Here is a 3,654-nt window from a genome sequence, read left to right as displayed (position 1 = left end):
CGACCCGCACTGCGGGTCGCGGCCTTCGCCGTGTCGGGACCGGCGGCGGTCAGTACCGGGGGCGCCGGAAGTAGTCGCCGGCCTTGGCCAGACCGATCACGATGGTCAGGCCGAGGGCGAGGGACACCAGGGACGGCAGCACGGCGAGGAAGACGACGCCGGCCGCGTCGTTCTCGCTCGCATCGAGCGCGACCAGGTACAGGAGCACGCCGGGCGCGGCGAAGAGGGTCTGGAGCGAGCCGAAGATGATGCCGGAGACGCGCACCCCGCCCCGGCCCTTGGCCAGCTTGGCCGCGGTCAGGATGGGCCACAGGGCGTAGGCGATGACGAGCAGGCCCACGACGACGCCGGCGGTCCCGGCGATGGCACCGGCGTCCTCCGCCGAGGAGCCGGAGTAGCCGGTGCCGGAGCTCGACATCGCCGAGGCGAACAGGGCGCCGACGACGATGAGGAACAGGCCGCCCAGTACATGCAGGGCGCCGATGACGAAGAGGACGACGCGGGCCGCCTTCGCCCCGCCGGGCATCTCCACGGGGACGCCCGGACCGCCCGGGAATCCGGCGGGCCCGCCGGGGTAGCCCTGCGCAGCCTGCTGGGGGTAGCCGTAGCCGCCCTGCGGGGCCTGCTGGGGGTAGCCGTAGCCGGGCTGCGCCTGCGGCTGCTGTCCGTACGGGCTGTGCGGGTCGCCGAAACTCATCTGGGGTGTTCCTCCGTGGAAGTGCAGGGACGCACGGCAATGAGCGCGGAGGAATCCTGCACGGTGCGGTCCGCCCCCCGGCACTGCCCGCGGCACTCAGTCGTTTCATCGTGGTCCGGCCTGCGAGGCCTTGTCCAGTTGGCGGTCCCGGCACCCGTCACTTGTTGTGCAAGTGCAATGAACCCTGCGGTTCCGCGAGCACCTTGACTGGAACCCGGGCCACCTCATCCGGGAGGATGGGGGCATGACCGCCCAGATTCTCGATGGCAAGGCCACCGCGGCCGCGATCAAGTCAGAACTGACCGCCCGTGTGGCGGCCCTGAAGGCCCGGGGCATCACCCCCGGCCTCGGCACCCTGCTCGTCGGGGACGATCCGGGCAGCCGCTGGTACGTCAACGGCAAGCACAAGGACTGCGCCGAGGTCGGCATCGCCTCCATCCAGCGCGAACTGCCCGCGACGGCCTCCCAGGAGGACATCGAGGAGGTCGTGCGGGAGCTCAACGCCAATCCGCAGTGCACCGGATACATCGTCCAACTCCCGCTCCCCAAGGGCATCGACACCAACCGGGTCCTGGAGCTGATGGACCCGCTGAAGGACGCCGACGGGCTGCACCCCACCTCCCTCGGCAGGCTCGTGCTGAACGAGCCGGGCCCGCTGCCCTGCACCCCGTACGGAATCGTCGCGCTGCTGCGCCACCACGGCGTCGAGATCGACGGGGCGCACGTCGTCGTCCTCGGCCGGGGGATCACCGTCGGCCGGTCCATCGGCCTGCTGCTGACCCGCAAGTCCGAGAACGCCACCGTGACGCTGTGCCACACCGGTACGCGCGACCTCTCGGGGCTGCTGCGCCAGGCGGACATCGTCGTCGCCGCGGCCGGAGTGCCGCACCTGGTCAAGCCCGAGGACGTGAAGCCGGGCGCGGCCGTGCTCGACGTGGGCGTCAGCCGTGACGAGGCCGGAAAGATCGTCGGCGACGTGCACCCCGGTGTCGCCGAGGTCGCCGCGTGGATCTCGCCAAACCCGGGCGGCGTCGGCCCGATGACCCGCGCCCAGCTGCTCGTCAACGTCGTCGAGGCGGCGGAGCGGACCGGCAGTGCGCACTGAACCGGGTGCCGAGCACGTGAACGGGAGCGGCACGGCCAGGTCCCGCCGCTTTCCGTCCATCACGCGGGACACGGCCCGACCCGAGGGCAGCGGCCGGGCCGTCCCCGGCGCCGTGTCCACCCCCGCCCGCCAGTGGCCGATGCTCAGCGTGCTCGCCGCGACCGCGGTGGGGCTGCTGACCACCGCGCTCGGGCAGGCCCGGGCCGGGTGCCTGGTGATCGGCGTGGCGCTGATCGCGGCGGCGGTGCTGCGGCGGGTGCTGCCCTCGGTGGGCATGCTCGCGGTGCGCTCCCGCTTCACGGACATGATCACGTACGGGGTGCTGGGCGTGGCGATCACGTTGCTCGCGCTGGTGATGGAGCCCAGGCCGCTGCTGGAGATCCCGTTCCTGGAGAGCGCGGTCCGCTTCACCGTGAGGTGAGCCGCGACGAGGTGAGCACTGAGGTGAGGGCAGCCGTGCGTCGCCGACGCCGGGCCCGCCGTCTGCGAGGCGTCCCCCCCCGTGACGTGCACGGCGACGCCCTCGTGGGAGGGGGGCCGGATCGGATCTTCCCGGTCGAACGCAGGCCCGGGAACCGGCTCCGCCTTCGAAACGCCGGGGTCCGTGTGCCGCGCACCACAGGGACCCGGGGGTTGGGCCGCGTCCGGGTCGGATAGCCTGACCGCGGATGTCTCTTCACGTCAAGATTTACAGGGGAGCGGCGTCCTCCAGCACATGGGGCAGGGACGCCCCACCGCCAGCTGTCTAACGGAGAAGGCCATGACCCGCACTCCTGTGAATGTCACCGTCACCGGCGCCGCCGGCCAGATCGGCTACGCGCTGCTCTTCCGTATCGCGTCCGGCCACCTGCTCGGCGCGGACGTGCCGGTCAAGCTCCGGCTCCTGGAGATCCCCCAGGGAATGAAGGCCGCCGAGGGCACCGCCATGGAGCTCGACGACTGCGCCTTCCCGCTGCTCGCCGGCATCGACATCTTCGACGACCCGAACAAGGGCTTCGACGGCGCCAACGTCGCGCTGCTCGTGGGCGCCCGTCCGCGTACCGCGGGCATGGAACGCGGTGACCTGCTCGCCGCCAATGGCGGCATCTTCAAGCCGCAGGGCCAGGCCATCAACGCGCACGCCGCAGACGACATCAAGGTCCTGGTCGTGGGCAACCCGGCCAACACCAACGCGCTCATCGCGCAGGCCGCCGCCCCGGACGTACCGGCCGAGCGCTTCACCGCGATGACCCGCCTGGACCACAACCGCGCGATCTCGCAGCTGGCCGCCAAGACCGGTGCCGCCGTCTCCGACATCAAGCGCCTCACGATCTGGGGCAACCACTCGGCGACCCAGTACCCGGACATCTTCCACGCGGAGATCGCCGGCAAGAACGCCGCCGAGGTCGTGGCCGACCAGGCGTGGCTCGCCGACACCTTCATCCCGACCGTCGCCAAGCGCGGTGCCGCGATCATCGACGCCCGCGGTGCGTCCTCCGCGGCCTCGGCCGCCAACGCCGCCATCGACCACGTGCACACCTGGGTCAACGGCACCGCCGAGGGCGACTGGACCTCGATGGGCATCCCGTCGGACGGCTCCTACGGCGTCCCGGCCGGCCTGATCTCCTCCTTCCCCGTCACCTGCAAGGACGGCGCGTACGAGATCGTCCAGGGCCTGGACGTCAACGAGTTCTCCCGCGCCCGCATCGACGCCTCCGTCAAGGAGCTGTCGGAGGAGCGCGACGCGGTCCGCGAGCTCGGCCTGATCTGATCCGTCGCCCCTCCCCGAGGGGCGCGGAACCGCTTGGCCAGCTCGGCGAGCAGCACGCACCGAAGCGCCCCGGCCCCACCAGGCCGGGGCGCTTCGGCGTTC

Annotated in this window: 4 protein-coding genes; 3 read left to right on the top strand and 1 reads right to left on the bottom strand. The window is 71.9% G+C overall.

Annotation, left to right across the window (positions count from 1 at the left end; all coding sequences use genetic code 11):
- Positions 1-49: 49 nt before the first annotated feature.
- Complete coding sequence (locus ACFW2G_RS30805) at positions 50-697, bottom strand: hypothetical protein (protein WP_384585597.1); 648 nt, start codon at positions 695-697, stop codon at positions 50-52.
- 244 nt (positions 698-941) lie between these two features.
- Here ACFW2G_RS30805 and ACFW2G_RS30800 point away from each other — a divergent pair, with 244 nt between their 5' ends.
- From ACFW2G_RS30800 to ACFW2G_RS30790, 3 genes are all read left to right on the top strand, one after another.
- The gene (locus tag ACFW2G_RS30800) at positions 942-1,802 is read left to right on the top strand and encodes a bifunctional methylenetetrahydrofolate dehydrogenase/methenyltetrahydrofolate cyclohydrolase (RefSeq protein WP_037919092.1); all 861 of its coding nucleotides are present in this window, start codon (positions 942-944) and stop codon (positions 1,800-1,802) included.
- Positions 1,792-2,223 (top strand): DUF3017 domain-containing protein, encoded by a 432-nt coding sequence (locus ACFW2G_RS30795; RefSeq protein ID WP_037919094.1) that lies wholly within the window; start codon positions 1,792-1,794, stop codon positions 2,221-2,223. The genes ACFW2G_RS30800 and ACFW2G_RS30795 overlap by 11 nt, the downstream gene beginning before the upstream one ends.
- Positions 2,224-2,562: 339 nt before the next feature.
- The gene (locus tag ACFW2G_RS30790; protein WP_037919096.1) at positions 2,563-3,552 is read left to right on the top strand and encodes a malate dehydrogenase; all 990 of its coding nucleotides are present in this window, start codon (positions 2,563-2,565) and stop codon (positions 3,550-3,552) included.
- Positions 3,553-3,654 lie beyond the last annotated feature (102 nt).

Origin of the sequence: Streptomyces sp. NPDC058880 (assembly GCF_042742535.1) — a bacterium.
Classification (GTDB): Bacteria; Actinomycetota; Actinomycetes; order Streptomycetales; family Streptomycetaceae; genus Streptomyces.
This window is presented reverse-complemented; position numbering and strand designations above follow the sequence as displayed.